18 protein-coding genes are annotated in these 18433 nt (G+C 60.7%); 17 read left to right on the forward strand and 1 reads right to left on the reverse strand.

Going from position 1 to position 18433, the window contains the following annotated elements; translation table 11 throughout:
* The first annotated feature begins 93 nt into the window (after nt 1-93).
* Nucleotides 94-861 (forward strand): hypothetical protein, encoded by a 768-nt coding sequence (locus tag HY737_04970; GenBank protein MBI4597739.1) that lies wholly within the window; start codon nt 94-96, stop codon nt 859-861.
* Here HY737_04970 and rpsT read toward each other — a convergent pair whose 3' ends face one another.
* On the reverse strand, nt 862-1125 hold the full coding sequence (rpsT, locus tag HY737_04975; GenBank protein MBI4597740.1) for a 30S ribosomal protein S20: 264 nt from the start codon (nt 1123-1125) through the stop codon (nt 862-864).
* A gap of 14 nt (nt 1126-1139) precedes the next feature.
* Between rpsT and murJ the strand changes: the two genes are divergently transcribed.
* The 16 genes from murJ (at nt 1140) to HY737_05055 (ending at nt 18298) form a co-directional block, all read left to right on the forward strand.
* Nucleotides 1140-2762, forward strand: a complete 1623-nt coding sequence (gene murJ, locus HY737_04980) for a murein biosynthesis integral membrane protein MurJ (protein MBI4597741.1) — start codon at nt 1140-1142, stop codon at nt 2760-2762.
* Nucleotides 2717-4177 (forward strand): excinuclease ABC subunit UvrC, encoded by a 1461-nt coding sequence (locus tag HY737_04985; GenBank protein MBI4597742.1) that lies wholly within the window; start codon nt 2717-2719, stop codon nt 4175-4177. Before murJ ends, HY737_04985 begins: the two co-directional genes overlap by 46 nt.
* Nucleotides 4174-4527, forward strand: a complete 354-nt coding sequence (locus tag HY737_04990; protein MBI4597743.1) for an MGMT family protein — start codon at nt 4174-4176, stop codon at nt 4525-4527. The genes HY737_04985 and HY737_04990 overlap by 4 nt, the downstream gene beginning before the upstream one ends.
* A gap of 22 nt (nt 4528-4549) precedes the next feature.
* Nucleotides 4550-6070 carry an HD domain-containing protein gene (locus tag HY737_04995; GenBank protein MBI4597744.1) on the forward strand — a complete coding sequence of 507 codons (1521 nt, stop codon included), beginning with the start codon at nt 4550-4552 and terminating at the stop codon, nt 6068-6070.
* A 37-nt stretch (nt 6071-6107) separates the two neighbouring features.
* A protein-coding gene (gene prfB / locus HY737_05000; protein ID MBI4597745.1) for a peptide chain release factor 2 occupies nt 6108-7245 on the forward strand; the annotation gives its coding sequence in 2 pieces (ribosomal slippage) (nt 6108-6194 and nt 6196-7245; 1137 coding nt in all).
* Nucleotides 7246-7332: 87 nt separating this feature from the next.
* Nucleotides 7333-10554: an SEC-C domain-containing protein gene (locus tag HY737_05005; GenBank protein ID MBI4597746.1), complete on the forward strand. Its 3222-nt coding sequence runs from the start codon at nt 7333-7335 to the stop codon at nt 10552-10554.
* Nucleotides 10555-10625: 71 nt separating this feature from the next.
* A complete protein-coding gene (locus tag HY737_05010; protein ID MBI4597747.1) occupies nt 10626-10868 on the forward strand; it encodes a hypothetical protein in 243 nt (80 codons plus the stop codon).
* Complete coding sequence (locus tag HY737_05015; protein MBI4597748.1) at nt 10865-11266, forward strand: PIN domain-containing protein; 402 nt, start codon at nt 10865-10867, stop codon at nt 11264-11266. Before HY737_05010 ends, HY737_05015 begins: the two co-directional genes overlap by 4 nt.
* Nucleotides 11263-11889, forward strand: coding sequence for a hypothetical protein (locus HY737_05020; protein MBI4597749.1), 627 nt, complete (start codon nt 11263-11265; stop codon nt 11887-11889). The genes HY737_05015 and HY737_05020 overlap by 4 nt, the downstream gene beginning before the upstream one ends.
* A gap of 46 nt (nt 11890-11935) precedes the next feature.
* Nucleotides 11936-12184 carry an antitoxin, RHH family protein gene (locus tag HY737_05025; GenBank protein ID MBI4597750.1) on the forward strand — a complete coding sequence of 83 codons (249 nt, stop codon included), beginning with the start codon at nt 11936-11938 and terminating at the stop codon, nt 12182-12184.
* Nucleotides 12184-12471, forward strand: coding sequence for a type II toxin-antitoxin system RelE/ParE family toxin (locus HY737_05030; GenBank protein ID MBI4597751.1), 288 nt, complete (start codon nt 12184-12186; stop codon nt 12469-12471). The genes HY737_05025 and HY737_05030 overlap by 1 nt, the downstream gene beginning before the upstream one ends.
* A gap of 1 nt (nt 12472) precedes the next feature.
* The gene (locus tag HY737_05035; protein ID MBI4597752.1) at nt 12473-13186 is read left to right on the forward strand and encodes a hypothetical protein; all 714 of its coding nucleotides are present in this window, start codon (nt 12473-12475) and stop codon (nt 13184-13186) included.
* 33 nt (nt 13187-13219) lie between these two features.
* Nucleotides 13220-14395, forward strand: a complete 1176-nt coding sequence (locus tag HY737_05040) for an ATP-binding protein (protein MBI4597753.1) — start codon at nt 13220-13222, stop codon at nt 14393-14395.
* A 132-nt stretch (nt 14396-14527) separates the two neighbouring features.
* Nucleotides 14528-16108, forward strand: a complete 1581-nt coding sequence (lnt, locus tag HY737_05045) for an apolipoprotein N-acyltransferase (protein ID MBI4597754.1) — start codon at nt 14528-14530, stop codon at nt 16106-16108.
* The gene (gene lysS, locus HY737_05050) at nt 16101-17564 is read left to right on the forward strand and encodes a lysine--tRNA ligase (GenBank protein ID MBI4597755.1); all 1464 of its coding nucleotides are present in this window, start codon (nt 16101-16103) and stop codon (nt 17562-17564) included. Before lnt ends, lysS begins: the two co-directional genes overlap by 8 nt.
* Nucleotides 17561-18298, forward strand: coding sequence for a hypothetical protein (locus HY737_05055; protein ID MBI4597756.1), 738 nt, complete (start codon nt 17561-17563; stop codon nt 18296-18298). The genes lysS and HY737_05055 overlap by 4 nt, the downstream gene beginning before the upstream one ends.
* The last annotated feature ends 135 nt before the right edge of the window (nt 18299-18433 follow it).

An 18433-nucleotide genomic window follows, 5' to 3' on the forward strand; every position in this document is an offset into this window, starting at 1 on the left:
GATCAACAAGTTCAACAGCTCATGTACTTGCTTGAGCAACATACTCATCATCCAGGTGGCTAAAGTACGACTTTACCCTTGGTTATTTCCTCGATGCCCCCAGTTGCTGCTTCAGGTATATATCTCTTTGTCGGGTCGGATCGGCCGGCCAAGCTGCAGCGGATTCGCGCCCTGGAGCAGTCGCTGGGCATCCACCCGCTGGATCGCCATCACATCGATGCCGCGGCGATCTCCACGAACAGCCTCTTGGCGCTGTGCCGCCAGCATCCGGCGGCCAGCCGCCTGCGCCTGGTGATCGTGGAGGCGGCCCAGCGCTTGACCGCGTCGATCGTTGAGGCGCTTCACGCGCAGTCGCCGGCGATCGCCAAGACCGCCGTGGTGGTCTTGATCGTCGACGCCGAGCTGAGCGTTCGTCATCCGCTCGCGCGTCCTCCCGCCTCGATGGTGGTGGAATCCTTTTCGCCTCACGCCTTGGGGGTTCCCAAGCCGTTTGCGCTGACCGATGCGCTCGGCCAGCGGCAGGTCGCCGCCGCGCTGGACGCGGCGGTGCAGCAGCTTCGCCATGGCAAGGAACCGTTGGAATTGCTCGGATTGATCGCTTGGCAGCTGCAGCGATGGGTGACGGTGAAGCGATTGGCGGAGCTCGGCCATTCGGTTGAGGCCATGGCACGAGCCACCGGGTGGAATGCGTGGCAGGTGGAGCGGGCTTCGCGGGAGGTGGCCGCGCGCTCCCTCAGGAGCCTGCAACAGCTGCTGGCGCGATGCTGGCAGCTGGATATCGACGCCAAACAGGGCCGCACTCTTCCCGAGCTAGCCCTGGAGCAGCTCATTATTGAATCTTGCGTTGTCGCGAGTGAGTAGTTACTGCAGTTTGTTGAGTCGAAGAGCAAGGCGGGATTTGAATCGGGAGGCGGTATTGCGGTGGATCACGCGCCGGCTGGCCGCGCGATCGTACTTCTTGGCGATCTGAATGATCAGCTGCTTGGCGTCCTCAAACTTTTTCTCGTTCACCAGGCCGAGAAAGCGTTTGGTCAGCGTTCGGAGTTCTGACTGAATCGCTTGGTTGTGCTGGTGGTGGCGGCGGTCCTTCCGGATTTGCTTCAGCGCCGCATGTTTGATTGGCATGTCTTCCTCCTCAGATGACCGTCCAAAAATCTATTATAGCATCGCCGCAGCCGTCTGTCAGCATCGATCCGCCGCCGTCTCGGATGGCCCGCTCCGCCGGCGTGCTCGCGCTGGCCACGACGGCCAGCCGCGTCCTCGGCTTCATCGGGGCGATGCTGATGGCCGGCCTCTTCGGAACGACCGCCCAATCGCAGGCGTTTGTCGTCGCCTTTCGCCTGCCGAACCTGCTGCGGGACCTGGTGGCGGAAGGGGCGGTGACGAGCGCCTTTGTCCCAGTCCTCAGCTGGTATCGAGCCAAGGCTTCGCCGGAAGAGTTTTGGAAACTCACCCAAGCGCTCTGGACGCGCGCGTCCATCCTGCTCTGCGGTCTCGGCCTGCTCGGCAGCCTGGCCGCACCCTGGCTGGTGCGGCTGATCGCGCCGGGGTTTCTCGCCGATCCGGAGAAATTCGCCCTGACGGTGCGGCTGACACGGATCCTGTTTCCGTTCATTACGCTCGTGGGCCTCTGGGCGTTTTTTATGGGATTGCTCAACAGCCTCCGCCACTTTGCGGTGCCGGCCCTCGGCTCCGCGGTGCTGAATCTGGCGACGATCGCGGCCTGCGTGTGGTGGGTGCCGCTGACGACGCCTGGCATCCTCGCGGTGGCGATGGGGGTCATGATCGGCGGCGCGATGCAACTGGCCATGCAAGTGCCGGTGGCGATGTCGCGCGGGTTCCGCTTCGGCTGGCGCTGGTCGCATCCCGGGGCGAGGGACATCGTGCGGCTGCTCGGGCCGCGGGTGATCGGCTCGGCGGTGTACCAGGCGAGCGTGCTGATGGACACGATCTTGGCTTCGCTCGGCGCCATCGTCGGCGAGGGCGCGGTCGCCGCGCTCTTTTTCGCCAATCGCCTGGTGCAATTGCCGCTGGCGGTCTTCGGCACGGCCTCAGCGCAGGCGAGTTTGCCGACGCTCTCTGAGCATGCCGCCCATCGCGACATGGCGGCGTTCCGCGGCACGCTGATTCACGTGACGCGGATGGTGGGCTTCGTGATCCTGCCCTCCGCGGTGGGGTTGATGGTGCTCGCGTTCCCGATTGTGGGCGGCTTATTCGAGCGCGGGGCGTTCGATCATCGCGCCACCGTCATGACGGCCCAAGCGCTGATCTGTTACTCGATCGGCCTGCTGGCGTATGCGGTGAGCAAGGTGATCACCGGCGCCTTCTACGCGATGCACGATACCTGGACATCGGTGCGGCTGGCCCTGGAAGCCTTAAGTCTCAATCTGGTCTTGTGCCTGCTGCTGATGTGGCCGATGAAGATCGCCGGCCTGGCGTTGGCGGCAGCACTCGCCAACAGCCTGAACGCGTTTCGACTCATGCGCCGCCTGGAACAGCGGTTGGGGCAGCCGCTGCTCGCCCCCGTGCTCGCGGCGTTCGGCCGGATGCTGCTGGCCTCTATCGGCATGGGGGCCTGCTGCGCGTTGCTGTGGTATACGCTCGATGGACATCTTCATGCGTTGATGCGCCTGTTACTCGTCATCGGCTGCGGCCCTCCGGCGTATCTGTTGGGATGTTGGCTGCTCCGTGTTGAAGAATGGTCTCGCGTGACCCAATGGCTCAGACAGTTTCCGCTGTGGCGCTACTTCGCGCCCGAGTAACCCGCCTGCCGGATCAGCCCGGCGTGTACCTCTTCAGCGACGCGAAGGGCCGCGTGCTGTATGTCGGCAAGGCCGTGAGCTTGCGCAAGCGCGTCGCCTCCTATTTCCGCGCCGCGGCCGCGCTGTCTCCGCGCATCGCGAAGATGATGCGCGACGTGGCGGATCTTGATGTGCGTCCCACCGCCTCGGAATCCGACGCCCTCCTCCTTGAAGCTCAGCTCATCAAAGAGCGCTTGCCGCACTACAACGTCTCGTTCCGCGACGATAAATCGTATCCGATGCTGAAGATCACCCGCGAGCGCTTTCCGCGGCTGGTGGTGACCCGTCGGAAGCTGCCGGATGGGGCGCGGTATTTCGGGCCGTATCCGGATGCCGGCCTCATGCATCAAGCGGTCCGGTTTCTCCGGCGGGTCTTTCCGATGCGCACCTGCAAGACGTTTCCGAACACGCCGTGCCTGGAATACCATCTGGGGCAGTGTTTAGCGCCGTGCGTCGGCGCGATCCACGAAGCGGCGTATCAGCGGATCGTCGAAGACGTGGCGGCGTTTCTTGAGGGGCAGCGTGATGCGCTCCTGCGCGATCTTTCGAAACGCATGCAGCAGGCGGCGCGCCGCGAGCGGTTCGAGGACGCCGCACGCCTGCGCGATCAGATCCGCTCACTCACGTCGGTGATCGTCGCGAAGGAAAAGTCCTCGACCGCCGGCCCCCTGGAACAATTGCAGGCCGCGCTGAAGCTGCCGCGGCTGCCGCAGCGCATCGAAGGGTTTGACATCTCGAACATCGCTGGCACCGATGCGGTGGGGTCGATGGTGGTGTTTGTGGGCGGCACGCCGCACCGATCGCACTACCGGAAATTTCGCATCGAGACCGTGCGCGGCATTTCCGCCACAGAACGTGGCGGATCCGCCATGCTCCGTGGCGGAGACGACTATCAGATGATGCGCGAAGTGATCCGCCGGCGCTACAGCGGCACCCTAGCTCAGCAGCTGCCCCTGCCGGATCTGATCCTCGTCGACGGCGGCAAAGGCCAATTGCGCGCGGCCTGCGATGAAGTCTCCGCGCTGTCGCTGTCGATGCCGATCGTGGGGCTGGCTAAACGCTTTGAGCAGATCTTCTTGCCTTATCGCGAGGAGCCCGTGACCTTGCTGCCCACCTCGCCGGTGCTGCACCTTGTCCAGCATGTGCGCGATGAAGCGCATCGCTTCGCCGTGGCCTATCATCGGCGGTTGCGCGGCCGGGCCGTGTCGGCGTCAGCACTGGATGCGATTCCGGGCATTGGGCCCTCACGAAAGCGGGCGTTGCTGCAGCGCTTCGGAACGCTCGCGGTCCTAGCACAAGCCTCAACCGATGAGGTGGCCAGCATAGGTCGCTTGCCAAAAACGCTGGCAGCCGTTATCCTAAAGACGCTCAGATGACGACGACGGCATGGTCTCACCCTCCGCGGGGCATTGCTGGGGCCGCGTGGCGTCGCCTGACGGCGTTTCAGCAGGCGGTCTATCAGGCGACGGCGCGCATTCCTCGAGGCCAGACGCGATCCTACCGCTGGGTCGCCCAGCGCATCGGGCATCCGACGGCGGCGCGGGCGGTCGGCAATGCCCTGCATGCCAATCCCTTCGCTCCGCGCATTCCGTGCCATCGCGTGATCCGCTCCGACGGCGCGCTTGGCGGGTTTGCCCGCGGGGCGGCGGCGAAATACCAGGCGCTTCGGCGCGAGCAGCGCGCCGCGCCATGTTTGATCCCGCAGCGCGTCGTCGGGTATACTTAGAACTGCCCGTGATCGAGCCAACATGACCACCGAGTCCTCGTCGCCACAAACGGAGCACGCTACCCGGGGCGGCATCCGCCTCGTTCCCCTGCGGGAGGAAAGCCTCTCCAAGCGCCTCACCATCGCCTTTGGGTTTATGACGTTTATCCCCTTTCTGATCGTGGTCTGGGCCATGGTCTCGCAGCATGACCTTCGGCTGGCCCTCTATTTCATGGCGGCCTCGGCGTTCATCGGCTACTTCCTGGTGGCTCGGCGGACTGTGCAGTCGGTCGCACGCTTAGCTCAACAGGCCAGGGCGGTCGTCAGCGGCAAGAGCGCTGGGCGCATTGACGTGCATGAGGGCAGCGAAATCGGCGAGCTGGCCAAATCGTTTAACCGCATCACCCAGGAGCTGGAGCGGAAGGTCGAAGAACTCGAATCATCGCGGCAGCTCGTCAAACAGCTGCTGTCCCGTATTAGCACGGCCATCATCTCCTATGAAGGCATCGACAGCATCCTGAATCTCATCGTCGAAAACACGGTTCAGGCGCTGGAGTCGCAGATGGGCAGCCTCATGCTCATTGACGGGGAGAAGGAGGAGCTCTACGTGAAAACCTTGTGGACTCCGGAGGGGGTCTCAAGCGGCGGCGAGCGCATCAAGCTGGGCGAGGGCATTGCCGGATGGGTGGCGCGCGAAGGCCGCGCGATGCGCAGCTCCGGCAGCCCGTTTGCGCTCGGCTTGCGCAACGGCAGCCGCGATGAAGGGCCGCTGATGTGCGTGCCCTTGAAGGTCCGCGATCATCCCATCGGCATCATGGCGGTCCTCCGTCAGCAGGCGAAGCGGCCGTTCACCGATGATGATGAATCGCTGCTGGCCAGCATCGGGTCGCAAATGGCGGTGGCGATCGAAAACTATCGGCTCAATCTCGATGTGGAGCGGACGTATCTGGAGACCATCATGGCGCTGGCGATGGCCGTCGAAGCGAAAGATCCGTACAGCGCCGGCCATTCGAAGCGGGTCGGCTTCTACGCCATGAAAATCGGCGAGCGGATGGGATTGGATCAGGAGATGGTGCGGATGCTCCAAAGTGCCGGCACGCTGCACGATGTGGGCAAGATCGGCATCAAGGACGAGATTCTGCTGAAGGCCACCCCGCTGACCCCTGAGGAGCATAAGGCGATGCAGCAGCACTCGCTCATCGGCGAGGCCATCGTCAAGCCGGTGCGGTCACTGGGCAAAGTGGTGGCCTTGGTGCGGCATCATCATGAGCGGTATGACGGCTCCGGGTATCCTGCGGGGCTCAGAGGCGAAGAGATTCCGCTGGGCGCTCGCATCCTCACCGTCGCCGATACCTATGATGCCATGGTCACCGACCGCCCGTACCGCAAGCGCCTTTCGGTCGATCAGGCGGTGGCCGAGCTGAAGAAATTCGCCGGCGTGCACTTTGATCCGAGCGTCGTTGAGGTTTTTATCGACGTGGTCTCCGACCGTCAATCCCGCCACGGCCAATCGATCAGTTCTGAGGACGCTCCGGACATCGATCTGCGCCTCTACGAAGGCTAGGGGTCTGCCCTCGTTTTATGTTAGAATGCTCCTCACGATGAGCCCTCAGCCGCTGCCGGATCACGTGGTCGAACTGCGCAATCGTCTCGAGGCGCTGTCTTCGCAATGGGCCGAACTGCGGAGGTATCTTTGACCTCGAACACCTTGCCCGGCGCATCACCGAGATCGAAACGGCGATGGCCCAGGGCGATTTCTGGTCTGACCAATCCCGCGCCAACCGCACGATCCAAACCCTGAAGAGCCTCAAAAATCAGCGGGCCCCCATCGAGCAATTCGAGCAAGGGCTGCATGATCTGACCGAACTGATCAGCCTCACCGAGCCGCACGATACCACCTCCATCGCGCAACTGCTCCGCGATGTCACCGCGCTTGAAACGTTGTACGGACAGTTGGAAATCCAGCGGATGCTCGGCGGGGAGGCGGATAGCAAAAATGCCATTCTCGCCGTGCATTCGGGTGCCGGCGGCACCGAGTCATGCGACTGGACCCAGATGCTGCTGCGGATGTACCGCCAATGGGCCGATGAGCGCGGGTTTTCCACGGAGATGATCGATCTGCTGCCGGGTGAGGAGGCCGGGGTGAAAAACGCGACGATGATCGTCCGCGGCCCCTACGCCTACGGCTATCTGCAGAGCGAAGAAGGGGTGCACCGGCTCGTGCGCATCTCACCGTTTGATGCGAATAAGCGGCGGCACACGTCGTTTGCCTCCGTCGATGTGATTCCTGAATCCGAGGAAGACGCGCCGGTGGAAATCAAAGAATCAGATTTGCGCATCGATGTCTACCGCTCCAGCGGCAAGGGTGGGCAATCGGTGAACACGACCGACTCGGCGGTGCGGATTACCCACCTGCCGACGGGCATTGTCGTGCAGTGCCAAGACGAACGCTCGCAATTGCAGAACAAAGCCAAGGCCATGCACGTGTTGAAGGCTCGCCTGGCCGATGCCGAGCGCCGCAAGCGGGAAGAAGCGGCCACCAAAGCGTACCTCTCCAAGCAGAAAATCGAGTGGGGCTCGCAGATCCGCTCCTACGTGCTGCATCCGTACAACATGGTCAAGGATCATCGCACCGAGCATGAAACCGGCAACGCGGCAGCGGTCCTCGACGGAAAACTCGACCCCTTCATGGAAGCGTATCTCAAATGGAAAGCCCAACAAAGCAACCCGAACACCTAATGAGCGGTGACCAAGTGGCCAAGTGGCCAAGTGGCCACATCGTCGTGGGGCGAGGCCACCACGCCACTCGGCCACCGGGCCACTAACATGGTCAATTGGTTCCTCCAAAAAATTCTCGGCACGTACCACGACCGGCAGCGCAAGCGCTTATGGCCGGTGGTCGAAGAGGTCAACCGGTTCGAGCCGAAAATCACGCCGCTCTCTGATGAGCAGCTGCGCGCCAAAACCGACGAGTTCCGCGAGCGCATCAAGCAGCGGTTGTCATCGGAAAAATTCATCACCGCCTCTGATCCGGAGTGGTACAACCTCAATCACGATCAACGCGATGAGTTGAGGCGCCAACGCCGCGCGGTGCAGCATCGCGCCCTCCAAGAGGTCCTGCCTGAAGCCTTCGCCGTGGTTCGCGAGGCGGCGCGCCGCACCGTCAACATGCGTCATTTCGACGTGCAGCTCATGGGCGGCATGATTCTCCATGAAGGGAAAATCTCCGAGATGGCAACCGGTGAAGGGAAAACGCTTGTTGCCACACTCCCCGCGTATCTCAATGCGCTCACCGGCCGCGGCGTGCACATCGTCACCGTCAACGACTATCTGGCCCGGCGCGACACGCGGTGGATGGGGCCGATCTACCATGCGCTCGGGCTGACGGTTGGGGTCATTCAAGGTGTGGATCCTGCCGAGCGCCGCCCTGGGGAAGAATCGCTCTCCTTCATCTATGATCCCACCTGGACGCAAACGGCCGAACGGTTTCTGCATTTGCGCCCGGTCAACCGCAAAGAGGCGTACGCGGCCGATATCACCTACGGGCAGAACAACGAGTTTGGCTTTGATTATCTGCGCGATAACATGCGGTTCCGCCTGACGGAAATGGTCCAGGGCGAGCACCACTTCGCGATCGTGGATGAAGTCGATAGCATCCTGGTGGATGAAGCGCGCACGCCGCTGATCATCTCTGGTCCTGCTGAAGAATCCACGGAGTTGTATTTCCGCCTCGATAAGATCGTCCGCCAGCTGAAGAAGGGCGAGCATTATGAGGTGGATGAGAAGGATCATGCGGTGAGTCTGACGGAGATCGGGATTAGCCGCTCCGAGGAGCTCTTGGGGATTGAGAACCTCTACGAAGAAACCAATATGCGCCTGCTGCATCACATCCACAACGCGCTGCGGGCGCACGAACTCTACCGGCGCGACGTGGAGTACATGGTGAAAGACGGCGAGATCATCATCGTCGATGAGTTCACCGGGCGCCTGATGCCGGGCCGCCGCTGGAGCGACGGGCTCCACCAGGCGATTGAAGCGAAAGAGGGTGCGAAGATTCGCCAGGAAAATCAGACGCTGGCGACCGTCACCTTCCAAAACTACTTCCGCATGTACGAAAAGCTCGCCGGTATGACCGGGACCGCGTCGACCGAAGCGCAGGAGTTCAGCCAGATCTACAAGCTGGATGTTGTGGCGATTCCCACCAACCAACCCCTGATCCGAAAAAACTTTCCTGACACCGTCTATAAGACCGAGGAGGAGAAATTCCTCGCCGTGGTGCAGGAGATCGTGCAATTGCATCGCGCGGGACAACCGGTGCTCGTCGGCACGATCTCGATTGAAAAATCTGAGCGGCTCTCACGCATGCTGCGTGAACCGGGGCCGCTGATGAAACGCCTGGCGGCGATCTGCGAGACGGCGCTGAAGGAGCTGCCGAAAGAGTCGGTGCCTGAGGCGCAACGAACACCATGGCAGCAGCTGCTCTCACGGCCGGCGCTGATCAGCGAGGAGCAGGCGATCGAGGCGCATCAGCAGGTCCTCACGGCGGCTTCGAAGTCGGTCCTCGTCTATCGGTTCGAAGACATCAGCCGGCTGATCCAAGCCGTTGCGACTATCCGCGCCGGGCTGCCGCACCATGTGCTCAACGCCAAATATCATGAGCAGGAGGCCGGCATCATCGCGCAGGCCGGGCGCAAAGGGGCGATCACGATTGCGACCAACATGGCCGGCCGCGGCACGGATATTTTGCTCGGCGGCAATCCCCAAGCCCTTGCCGATCAAACCATTCGCGAGCAGGAGCGGCAACGGGAGCAACAGGAGGGGCAGCCACAGCCGCTGGATGAGACGCAGCGGCGTGCCATTATCGAAGGGTTTGCCAAACAGTGCGCGGCAGAGCACGACGAGGTTGTGGCGGTCGGTGGGTTGCATGTGCTCGGCACCGAGCGGCACGAAGCCCGGCGCATCGACAATCAGTTGCGCGGCCGGAGTGGTCGCCAGGGCGATCCCGGCTCCTCGCGGTTTTATCTGTCGCTGGCGGATGATTTGATGCGGATTTTCGGCTCAGAGCGGATCAGCAAGCTGATGGAGATGAAGTGGCTGGGCTGGGAAGAAGGGCTGCCGATTGAGCATGGCATGATCTCCAAGGCCATTGAAACCGCGCAGCGGCGGGTCGAAGGGCAAAACTTCGAAATTCGCAAACAGCTCCTGGAATACGACAACACGATGAACCGCCAGCGCGAGGTGATTTACGAGCAGCGGCGGCGCATTTTGGAAGGTGTCGATCTGCAGGGGCTGGTGAACACGATCATCGAAGAAGTCGGCGAGGGATTGGTGGAGAGTTTTGCATCGAAGAATCTGCGGCCTGATGCGTGGGATCTTGAGGGGTTGCAGAAAGCCGTCACGCATCAATTCGGGATTACCCTTGATGGCGCCCAGCTGCCGCGCGAGCATGATCCGCTCGTCGCGCTTGTCATTGAAGCCTGCCAGCAGGCGTACGAGGCGAAGCGCGCCGCGGTCGGGCCGGAGATGATGCAGCGCCATGAGCAAGCCGTTTTGCTCATCGTGATGGATGCGAAATGGAAAGACCACCTGTACATGATGGATGCGCTCAAAGAGGGTATTCATCTGCGCGCCTACGGCCAGCGCGATCCGCTGGTTGAATATCAGCGCGAAGCGTACCGGATGTTTCAGGACATGATCGAGTCGATCAAGCTGGAGTCGCTGACCATGCTGCTGCGCATGCAACCCGCGGCCGAGCAGCGCGCGGTCAGCGTCTTTGCCACGACCCCGCACCAAGAGCTCCATCCGGATGCGCAATCGGCCTCAGCCACGGCAATTGCCGCGGCGACAGCCGCAAGCACACAGCACACCCCGGCCCGACCGGCGGAGCCGGGGCGGGCAGCAGACAGCATACAGCCATTTTCCCTTGAGCCGGAACCCCAAGCACTACCCAAAGGCACGCCGGTGCAGCATGCCGGTCCGAAAGTTGGCCGCAACGAGCCCTGCTCCTGCGGCAGCGGCCTGAAGTACAAAAAGTGCCACGGCAAGTAATCGAGTGGCTTGAAATTATTATATGCATATGGTATTATGTATGCGTAACATAAAGAGGAGGTTTCACTACGATGCACCGAACGACGATTATGTTGCCGAGCACGCTCAAAAGCCGCGCCCTGCAGCACGCTGAAGGACTGGGGATTTCGCTCGGGGAGTTCATCCGGCGATCCATTGACGCAGCGACGCATCAGCGGACCACGAAACATCAGCCTGATTCCTTATTTGCGGATGAGGCGGTGTTCCGAGGAGCGGCGCCGCGGGATCTGTCCCGCCATCACGACCGCTACCTCTACGGCCCGGCCGAAACATGATCTACTTGGATACCGGAGCGTTTATCGCGCGGTATGTCCAGCGAGACCAATACCATCGCCAAGCCCTGAAAGTCTGGGAGCGCCTGGCGAAGGGCGGACAACGCTGTGCCACCAGCAACTTTGTCCTCAATGAGGCGTTCACATTGCTGGCTCGGCGGGCGGGTTATCACTTTGCCGCGCAGCGCGCCCGTGCGATCCTCTCCTCCCAGATTTTGACGATCTGGCGGCCGGGAGAAGAAGAAGAGCATGCCGCGATTGACGTGTTAGAAAAGTATGCGGACCAACAGGTCAGCTTCACTGATTGCGTTTCGTTCGTCTTGATGCGCGAGCACAGCGTCGAGGAGGTTTTTTCCTTCGACAGCCATTTCGAGCGCGCCGGCTTTCGCTTGTATCAATGAAACTCACCTGGCGATCGTTGGGGTTGATCAGCCTGCTCGGCGGCCTCGGCGGACTGATTCCCCTCTATGCCAGCAATAGGATCCTCAGTTGGGAGTCGATTGTAGTTTCCACCGTAGAAAAAGTACTCCTAGCATGTATGACTGCAGGAGTTGTCTCTTGGGCGGTTCATCGAAAGCCGCTCGTACGATGGGTTGGACTCCCCATCAGTGGATGGTTGATTGGTTGGGTCTCCCTTATTCCATATCAGTTGGTCGTGTTGAGGGTTTTTGAGACGACCGGGTCGTTTTCAATATCCGAGAGGCTGCAACGCATCTGGTCTGCATTAATTTGGCCATGGTGGTTTTCTTTGAGTTGGTTTCAAACACTCAGGAGCGCGTTCAATACAGAAAGCGGCATTGTATTGATAGCTTACTTTTTGTGGGTTATCTGCCAGGGATGGAGTGCAAAACGTCTCCTTGTTCATACCGCTATCGGTATTGTGAGCGGCGGACTGGGTTGGACGATCAGCTTTTGGGATTCAATAAGACCAGGGAGCTTGGAGATTTTCCAAAACATGATTTGGGGCGCACTGGTCGGCTTCGGCGTGTGGAAAGCCGTGGCGACTTCAACCAAACCCAATTGACAAGGTTCATCACTTGTGATACACTCTGATCCGAGGAGGGAAGACGATGCCGACGAAACACCCGCGACTAAATGTGGTGCTGGAAGCGCCGGTCTTACGGTCCGTGAAACAGCTGGCGGCGCGTAATGGGATTTCTGTGTCGCTTGAAGCGCGTGAGCTGATCCGGCAAGCGCTCGAGCTTCACGAAGACGCCTACTGGGCGGAGCAAGCCCAGGCGCGAGCGGCAACGTTCGATCGCCGTAAGGCCGTAACGCATGAGCAAGTGTGGGGGCATCTGAAAAAACGACGGCGGTAATGGCCTACCGGCTCGTCTATCATCCGGCGGTGCTCGAGGAGGATCTCCCGCGCATTAACCGCAACCTTCATGCCCGCATCCGCCAGGCCATCGACCGTCGCCTCACCACGGAACCGACCTACTATGGCGAACCTCTCCGCCACCGCCTCAAAGGATTTTGGAAGATCCGCGCCGGCGATTACCGGATCGTGTATCAGATTGTCGGCCAAGAAGTCTGGGTGCTCAAAATCGGCCATCGCAAAGATGTCTATGAGGTGCTCCCATCGCGCTTGATCTGGAAGCCATAAGATGAAGCTAAGCTGGCGGTCATTGGGAGTGATCGGGCTGCTTGGCGGCCTCGGCGGGGCGATGGGTGGACGGCTCATCTACGTGATGTTGCCTGATGTGCGTCTCCCGATTCAGGTTGCTGGAGTGCACTCGTGGTACGCGTGGCGGGTGATCATCGGATCCGCATTGCACGGCGCGATCCTCGCAGCATTGAGTGTTCGTGTGGCGACGGCGTTCTTCAATCGCGAACCACGGAGTCAATGGGGGGGTGCGCTGGTGGCGATGGGCCTAGCTTCCGTATTACCATGGATCCCTCTGTGGACGGCGTTTTGCCTGAATGAGCCCCATCGAGGCGACATACTGTACTCTTGGTTCCTTCCATTCGACCCACCATCCCAGGGTGCAAGTTTCTTCATTGGGTGGTTTGTGAATCGGTTTCCTGATGCGATATGGAGCCAGCTCCTCTACCGATTGATTTCCCCACCGATGTTCTTCGTGTTCTATCCGGTTACCTGGGGTTTCGGCGGATTCAGCTATTACGTGTGGCTGACGCTGTGGCGAGGGTTGGCGAGGCGTCAATTGCCACTGCATCTCTTGATGGCCAGCTTCAGCGGATGTTTGGGCATGATCCCGTTGGCGGTGATCGCCCGGCAGTGGGGGCCGACACTCATCTGCGGCCTCTGGTGGGGCGTGTTGGTCGGCTTTGGCGTGTGGACAACTTGTAAATCTAATTGACAATTTGTCTATTTTTCTGCTATCCTCCTTGTCATGATTCCACGACGACTCTCCAACAAGCTTGTAGCCCTTGCGCGCGCCTATCCGGTGGTTTCCGTGTGCGGGCCGCGGCAGTCAGGGAAAACCACCCTGGTCAAGGTGACGTTTCCACGCCACGCCTATGTTTCGCTTGAAGATCTCGATACGCGAAACTTCGCCGCCGCCGACCCGCGCGCGTTCCTCAAACAGTATCCGAAAGGTGTCATTCTCGATGAGGTGCAGCGGGTCCCAGAGCTTTTTTCCTATCTGCAGACCGAGGTAGATCAGCAATCGAAACCCGGACGATTTATTCTGACCGGCTCCCAACAGTTTCTGCTCTTGGAGCGCGTGTCGCAAACACTGGCAGGGCGGGCAGCACTCCTGACGCTGCTGCCGTTCAGCGTCGGAGAGCTGCGAGCGGCCAAACGTCTTCCCACATCGCTGAACACCCTCGTCTGGAAAGGCAGCTATCCTCGTCTCTACAGCGCCAGGACGTTGAATCCGACAGATTGGTATGCGAATTACGTGCAGATGTATGTGGAGCGAGATGTCCGGCAACTGAAGAACATTAGTGATCTCTCTGATTTTCAACGGCTCATCCGCCTCTGTGCCGCGCGTGCTGGGCAGCTCTTGAACCTCTCCTCGCTTGCTGAAGCTTGCGGCGTGACGCATAACACCGTGAAAGCCTGGCTCTCGATCCTCGAAGCCAGCTTCATCATCTATCTGCTCCAACCCCACCACCGCAATTTCCGCAAGCGCCTCGTCAAGATGCCAAAGCTCTATTTTTATGATACTGGGCTGTTATGTTACTGTCTTGGCATCCGCACGTCCCGGGATCTCACCTACCATGCCATGCGGGGGGCGATCGTTGAAAACTTTGTGATCGCTGAATTGCTGAAATTGTGGTATCACCAAGGTCGGCAGCCGTCGCTATATTTTTGGCGAGATCGACATGGCCATGAGGTTGATGGTCTGATCGAGGCCGGACGTCGTCTGATCCCGCTGGAAATCAAAGCCTCAGAAACCTTTCAGGAGCGCTTCCTGCGCGATCTTCGGTATTGGCAGCGCTTATCCGGTTCGCGAGCCGATGCCTATGTCGTCTATGGCGGCGCGATGGAGCAGCGTCGATCCGGCGTCCATATCTTGCCCTGGGATCGCTTCGATGCAACGCTGGAGGGTATCATCCGATGATAAAGATTATCTGGCGATCACTGGGGCTGATTGGGCTGCTCGGCGGCCTGGGCGTGTGGAAAACGGTCAAGAGCCAGTCATACCATCGTGCATAGTACATCTTCTTCTCGTAACACCCTTCCTCTTTTGGCGGTGGCAAGCGCTGTTCTCCTCGCGCTCCCCTGTCTTCAGCTGAAACTGTTTTGGCTCGCGTGGTTCGCGCTGGTTCCATGGTTGCTGCTCCTTGCCCAGAGCCCACAGCCCCGAGTCGCCTTTTGGTGGTCGTGGCTGGTCGGCTTCCTCTTCTTTCTCGGCTCAGGATGGTGGCTGATCCATGTGACGGTTGTCGGCTGGCTGCTGATGTCCGCCTATTTGGCGCTGTATTTTGGGGGATTCGGCTACCTCGTCACTGCGACACACGACACACGACACACGACGCACGACAAAACCGCTTTGGTCATGGGTCATGAGTCATGGGTCATGGGTCGTCTTTTCGTCATTCCAGCATTCTGGGTGGTGCTGGAATACGCGCGCAGCCACCTGCTCTCAGGATTCGGTTGGAATCTGCTGGGCTATTCTCAAACTCCATGGCTTCGGCTGATTCAATTCGCGGATGTCACCGGGGTGTGGGGCGTTTCGTTCCTGATCGTGCTAGTGAATGCCGCGATCGCCGAGATGATCAGCGGCCCCCTCTGGGTGAGCAGACATCGGCAGGGGCATCGGCGTGCCCCACCACGAGGATCGGCTCAGTGGGTGGTGGTTCTTGTCGCGTTCGCGGTCACCATGGGCTACAGCGCATTACGGAGCGCCCAGGTGATGGTCAAGGTGAGTGAGGTGCAGCCGGTGCGGGTGGCGGTGGTGCAGGGCAACATTCCGCAGGAGCAGAAATGGGATGAGGCGTTCGTGGAGCGTATCTCGCAGCGCTACGAGTCGCTCACCGCAGAAGCCGCGGCAACCCACCCGGATCTGATCGTCTGGCCGGAAACGTCGGTGCCAGGCTATTTCGGCGGCGATGAAGAACTCACCCAGCGTATGCTGCGCGTGGCGAAACACACCCAGCTGCCGCTGCTTGTCGGAGCTCCGGTCCTCGTCAGGGGAGAGCACTGGCTGACCTTGCGCAATAGCGCCGTGCTGCTGTCTGCAGCCGGCGATATCCTCGACCGGTACGATAAACTCCATCTCGTGCCGTTCGGAGAATTCATTCCCGGCGAGCGGACATTTCCCTGGCTGCGCCGCGTCTTGCCGCCCATCGGCGACTTCACCCCAGGGGACCGATATACGGTTTTCAATTCGCAATTCGAAATTCGCAATTCGAAATTTCCATTCAGTACGTTGATATGCTTCGAGGACATTTTCCCTTCGCTGGCACGGCGGTTCGTGCGGGATGGGGCGCGGATGCTGGTGGTGATCACGAATGACGCGTGGTTTGGGCCGACGGCGGCTGCGTATCAGCATGCCCAAGCCTCAACGTTCCGGGCGGTGGAGCTGCGGGTGCCCGTGGTGCGCGCGGCCAACACCGGCTGGTCCGGTTGCATCGATGCAACCGGACGGTGGATCGGCTCGGTGCATGATGCCTCAGGCCGCGAGCTGTTCGTCGAAGGCACTCGCGCGTGCGAGATCAGGCAGGGCCCAGCCAACAGTGCCTATCTTCGCTTCGGCGACTGGTTCGCCTTCGTCTGCATTGCCATCACCCTGGCGACTTTTTGGTACAATAGACGAAGCCTCCATGCCTGAAGATCAAGCCCAGATCCGTCGAGAAAAACTTGCCGTGTTGCAACAGCAGGGCGTGAATGCCTACGGCCAGCGGTTTCCCAAGACCGAGCCGATCGCAGCACTCGTCGCGCAATTTTCGGATGGCCGGGCGGCCACGACGGCCGGACGGCTGACGGCCAAGCGCGGCCATGGGGGCTTAAGCTTTGCCGATCTGCGCGATGCCACCGGCAAGATCCAGTTGTGCCTCAAGCGCGAGCGCATTGGCGAAAGCCCCTACGCGTTCTTTGAAAACTTAGACCTCGGCGACATCGTCGGGGTCTCCGGCGCCATGTTCAAGACGAAGACCGGCGAGGTCACCATCCAAGTCGATCAGCTGACCCTTCTGGCCAAAGCGTTGCAGCCCTTGCCGGAGAAATGGCATGGGCTGAAAGACGTGGAAATCCGCTATCGCCAGCGCTATTTGGATCTCATCGCCAATGAACCGGTGCGCCACGTGTTTCTCGGCCGGGCGAAGCTGGTGTCGACGCTGCGCGCCACACTGGAGCGGCATGGCTTCATCGAGGTGGAAACGCCGATGATGCACGCAATTCCCGGGGGCGCTGCCGGGGAGCCATTTGTCACGCATCACAATGTGCTGAATGCCGATTTATATCTGCGGTTGGCCCCGGAACTCTATTTAAAGAAATTGCTTGTGGGCGGATTGGAGCGCGTCTATGAATTGAATCGCTCGTTTCGTAATGAAGGCATCTCAACACGGCATAATCCCGAGTTCACCATGCTCGAAGCCTACGCCGCGTATCACGACTACGCGTCCATGATGGACTTGGTGCAAGCGCTCATTCTGGATGCCGCGAAGGCGCTGTGCGGCACGCTCACCCTGCAGTATCAAGGCCAGGCGATCGACCTCACCCCGCCGTGGGATCGCGTCTCCTTCGCCGAGACAATGGACGCCATGGGACTGGCCCCGCAGTCTTCGCTGGAGCAGATTCAGGCGGTGTTGCAGACGAAGGGCATGCAGGTCAAGGGCCTCAGCCGTTCACAGCTCGTGCGGCTGGTCGAGCAGCTCTTTGAGCCGAAGACCAAGGCCAAGCCGCTGTTTGTCGTGGACTACTGGACCGAGCTCTCCCCCTTGGCGAAAGCCAAGCCGGGCCATCCTCTTATCACGGAGCGCTTTGAGTTGTTCATCGGCGGCATGGAAGTGGCGAATGCGTATTCAGAGCTCAATGATCCCATCGAGCAGCGGCGGCGGTTTGAAGCGCAACTTGAGCGCGGAGCGGGACAGCAACCCCTAGCTCCTAGCTCTCAGCTCCCAGCCAAGATGATCGATGAATCATTTGTGGAAGCGCTGGAATACGGCATGCCGCCGGCCGGCGGCTTGGGTGTAGGCGTGGATCGGTTGGCGATGCTCTTGCTGAACCAACCCTCGATTCGGGATGTAATTTTGTTTCCGCTGTTGCGTCCGGAGGTTTCGTCATGACCATTGCGAGCCGGTATTACCGTCGGGTGCAGATCTTCCTGATCGTCGTGTTTCTGATCACCATCATGGCATGGGGGTTCTGGGCGCTGAAGCATCGCGCCATGATCGTTGCGGATGAGCCCGTGCTGGCTCCGCCGCCTGCGGTGGCGTTAGATCCGGAGGTGCCACGCGCGACGCAGCGGCAGCGGTGGGAACGCCTCGAGGGGGCCATCCGAGCCGCCGCCCCCCCCACGATGCGGCTGGATGAGGTCAGCGAACACGACGGCGCCGTGGCGGTTCGAGGTGCCGTGATGTCGGAGGAGACCGAGAAAGGGTTTTCGCAGGTGCAAAGCCTCTTCGAGCAGCTCCAAGGCGTGCAAGACGTCGACAGTCTGCGCCTGGAATCGTTCCGCTTGCAGCAAACCCAAGGGGTTACCATCTACCCCTTTGCGCTGCAGGCGCGCGTCCGAGACCCGCATGATGTTGCACCGCCGACGGCGGCCGACATGCGGGTGTTCCGCACGGTGGAAACGCTGATCAACATCGCTATGCGCCATGAGATCGACGTGAACGATGCGGTGCCGCTGTCGATTACTCCCACCGCGGTGACGGTGGCGATCAGCCTGTCGGCCACGGCCCAACAGCGTGACCTGTATCTCGCTCACCTGGAGCGGGCCGCTCCCGCGTGCCGCCGGCAGACCGAGGTGTCCGCATCGCCCGATGCTACCGGTTTCCTTGTGCGGTGCGATCGATGATCCCACTTATGAAAACGCTCTGCAACACCCAAACTCCGACCCATGCGATCGGTCGTGAACGCCCTGAGGCGTTGCGACCGTTCCCTGACTCCCATCGCGGAGTCCCCTCGGAGGAGGCGACTCAGTCACTTATGC

This window comes from Candidatus Omnitrophota bacterium, assembly GCA_016209275.1.
GTDB lineage: Bacteria > Omnitrophota > Gorgyraeia > Aquiviventales > Aquiviventaceae > JACQWM01.